The following is a 3,063-nucleotide window of genomic DNA, read 5'->3' as shown; positions in this document are numbered from 1 at the left end:
CCCGCAGCCCGCCCCCTCACGCTCCGCACCCCGCGCGGCGACTTCGCGGCGATCGACACGCCCGCGCACGCGAGCGTGCCCTACCGGGGTGTCGCCCTGCTGCTTCCCGGGTTCACCGGCAGCAAGGAGGACTTCCACTTCCTCCAGGGGCCGTTGGCGGCGCGGGGGTATCGGACGGTCGCTGTGGACGGCCGGGGGCAGTATCAGTCGTACGGGCCCGAGGTGGACGAAGCTCCGTACGCGCAGGCCGAGTTGGCGAGGGACGTCCTCGCGCAGGCGCGGTTCCTCGGTGGGCCGGTGCACTTGTTGGGGCACTCGATGGGCGGGCAGGTCGCGCGGGCGGCGGTGCTGCTCGACCGGGTCCCGTTCCGCAGCCTGACGTTGATGTCGTCGGGCCCGGCGGAGATCTCCGACTCGCAGAAGCAGCGCGTCGCGATGCTGCACGAGGCGCTGGCCGTGATGAGCATGGCGGAGGTGTGGGAGGTGATCGTGGCGATGGGGCCGCCGGAGGACGTCGGCGGACCGGCGAAGGGCTTCGGCACACCGGAGTCGATGAGGAACCGCTGGACCGGGCACCGGCCCGCCCAACTCCGCGCCACAGGGCGCCAGTTGTGCACGGAACCAGACCGCGTGGACGAACTCGCCGCGCTGCCCCTGCCGTTCCACGTCCTGTCGGGTTCGACCGACGACACGTGGCCGGTGCCTCTGCTGGACGAGATGGCGGTACGGCTCTCCGCGCGCCGGACGGTGATCGAGGGCGCGGACCACTCGCCGAACATGGACCAGCCGGCCCCAACCGCCCAGGCGCTGGCGGATTTCTGGGACACACAGACGGACACGCGGACGGAGACGCTGACGGACGGGCGGACCGATCGGCAGACGGACGAGCACGCGGACCGGCGGACGACCGGACCGGCGGACGAACGAGCGGACGACCTCGCGCGCGAGCCCAACTGACCCTGGCCGCCGAGGAATCAGTACTGCGTCTGGACGTGCTCCCAGAACCCGTCCCGCAGCGCCCGCCGCAGATCCGCCTGCCCGCGCAGCGAGTACTGGAGAATCCCCTCCGCCTCGACCAGCAGATCCTGGTCGACGGACCCCGGCAGGTACGGGTGCCCCGGCAGGAGTTCGGCGAGGCTCTCCCGCCCGCGCTCCACGAGCCACTTCGCCGCGATCTGCGCCCCCACGAACCGGACGTCCTCGCGCGTGGGCCGGTTCGCTGTGGGCCCCTCGTACGAGACAGCGGCGCGCCGCGACACGTACGGTTTGAAGAATTCGAGGTCCAGGGTGCGCTGGCTGTCGACCTCCCACAGCAGCGGCTCCGCCTGGTTGCGGCCCTCCGGCGCCTCGATCCCCCACAGGTGCACGCGCGCGCCGTAGCCCTGTGCGGCCTCGACCGCCGAGACGAGGTCCTCGTCACCGCCGAGGAGGGCCGCGTCGCTGATCGCGCGGTGCCGGGCGAGGGATTCGAGATCTGTACGGATCAATGAATCGACGCCCTTCTGTTGATTGTTCGCGTTGAGGTTGCCCAAGCGAACCTTGACGTCGGGAAGCTCCGCGATCGACTGCTGTTCGGCGGTGTGGATGCGGCGTCTGGCGCCGTCGTACCAGTAGACCCTGAGGAGCCGGCTGTCCGCGAAGACCTGGCGCGCGCGGTCGATGAGCGCCTCCAGGAGGCCCTCCGCGTCGAGGTCGAAGGACCTGCGGTCTTCCGTGCCGGCGATCAGGCGGCCCGCCGCGGCGTAGAGATACCCCGCGTCGACGAAGATCGCGTGTGTGGAGGGCGTCTTCGCAACTTCGGCGAGCACCCGTCTGAGCAGGTCGTTCGTACGGTCGAGGCGGTCCACGAGGGGCCTGAGGTCGTCACTCATCCTCCCCATTGTCCCGCCGGTCACGCAGCGAACACAACCGATCCCGTTCAGTCTTCCCTACTGCTTGGTAGTTAGTTGTTCGAAAAATTTCCTTAGCGTAGGGAATGTTCGTAACACGAGTCCCGTTGACTCCACACGTAACAGCGATTCTCCTCAGGAGGACAACCGACGAAGGGAGAAGCCATGCGCTTCGAAATTCTGCGACTCGACGACGTCGACGGCACGCCCGTGGACTGCACTGTCGTGGACGCCGCCTCCGTCAACCGGATCGTGCAGGACGCCGCCGCCATCGGGCAGCGGCTCTGGATCCGCCCGGCAGACCGCTCGGCGTCGTAACGCGCGAGCACACCACACTTCAGAGCCCCCGTACGGTGCCGACACCGTACGGGGGCTCTGTGTATGCACCAACTTCACGATGCATTGACCACCTGTACCACCCCATTGATGATCTGCTGCACCGCGATCGCCGACAGCATCATCCCGGCGAGGCGCGTCACCAGCACGACGCCTCCATCCTTGATCAACCTGATGATGAGCAGCGAGTACCTCATCACCAGCCACAGCACGGCGTGGATCGCGAGGATCGCGCACCACACGGACACCTGCGTCGCCACGCTGTCCGCCTTCTGCACGGCGAGGATGACCGACACGATCGCCCCCGGGCCGGCCAGCAGCGGCATGCCCAGCGGCACGAGGGCCACATTGACGTCCTTGGTCTGCTTCGGTTCGTCGCTCTTGCCCGTCAACAGATCCAGCGCGATCAACAGAAGCAACAGACCGCCCGCGATCATCAATGCGGGCACCGAGACATGCAGATAGTCAAGTATCTGGTGGCCCAGCAGGCCGAACACCGTGATCACCCCACCGGCGACGCACACGGCCTGGAACGCCATCCGCTTCTGCACCTTCGCGGCCCGGCCGGAGGTGAGCGCGAGGAAGATCGGCGTGATCCCGGGGGGATCCATGATGACAAAAAGGGTGAGGAAGAGAGAGCCGAAGACAGCGACGTCGAACATGGATGGAGCAGCCTTGAGAGTGTTGATGGAAAGAGGAGGGAGGACAGAAGGGGAGGGCTACGGCAACCCGCCGCAGGTCATCCCGCCGAACGAACGCCGAGCCCCGAACGACAACGCGCCGACGACGAACCCCGGTCGGCCTCAGGCTCCCCCGGCCCCCGGCACCGGAAATGCCC

General features: G+C 68.0%; 4 protein-coding genes. 2 read left to right on the top strand and 2 right to left on the bottom strand.

Annotated elements, in window-relative coordinates; translation table 11 throughout:
* Window positions 1-957: alpha/beta fold hydrolase (locus AOK24_RS12895; RefSeq protein ID WP_055720199.1), on the top strand; the 957-nt coding region annotated here is incomplete at its 5' end.
* Between the two features lie 17 nt (window positions 958-974).
* Here AOK24_RS12895 and AOK24_RS12890 read toward each other — a convergent pair.
* Window positions 975-1,871 (bottom strand): NYN domain-containing protein, encoded by an 897-nt coding sequence (locus tag AOK24_RS12890; RefSeq protein ID WP_055720198.1) that lies wholly within the window; start codon window positions 1,869-1,871, stop codon window positions 975-977.
* A gap of 183 nt (window positions 1,872-2,054) precedes the next feature.
* Here AOK24_RS12890 and AOK24_RS47480 point away from each other — a divergent pair, with 183 nt between their 5' ends.
* Entirely contained in the window at window positions 2,055-2,207 is a 153-nt protein-coding gene (locus tag AOK24_RS47480; RefSeq protein ID WP_010350503.1) for a hypothetical protein, read from the top strand.
* 74 nt (window positions 2,208-2,281) lie between these two features.
* On the opposite strand, the gene AOK24_RS12885 is transcribed toward AOK24_RS47480, so the two are convergent.
* Window positions 2,282-2,887 carry a MarC family protein gene (locus tag AOK24_RS12885; RefSeq protein ID WP_055720197.1) on the bottom strand — a complete coding sequence of 202 codons (606 nt, stop codon included), beginning with the start codon at window positions 2,885-2,887 and terminating at the stop codon, window positions 2,282-2,284.
* Between the last annotated feature and the right edge of the window lie 176 nt (window positions 2,888-3,063).

Source organism: Streptomyces niveiscabiei (genome assembly GCF_001419795.1).
GTDB lineage: Bacteria > Actinomycetota > Actinomycetes > Streptomycetales > Streptomycetaceae > Streptomyces > Streptomyces niveiscabiei.
The sequence above is the reverse complement of the archived record's forward strand: the minus strand, read 5'-3'. Positions and strand labels throughout refer to the sequence as shown.

Bases quoted from the DNA above. Each gene is read 5' to 3' on its own strand.
- AOK24_RS12890 (WP_055720198.1), bottom strand. From the start codon at position 1,871: ATGAGTGACGACCTCAGGCCCCTCGTGGACCGCCTCGACCGTACGAAC.
- AOK24_RS47480 (WP_010350503.1), top strand. From the start codon at position 2,055: ATGCGCTTCGAAATTCTGCGACTCGACGACGTCGACGGCACGCCCGTG.
- AOK24_RS12885 (WP_055720197.1), bottom strand. From the start codon at position 2,887: ATGTTCGACGTCGCTGTCTTCGGCTCTCTCTTCCTCACCCTTTTTGTC.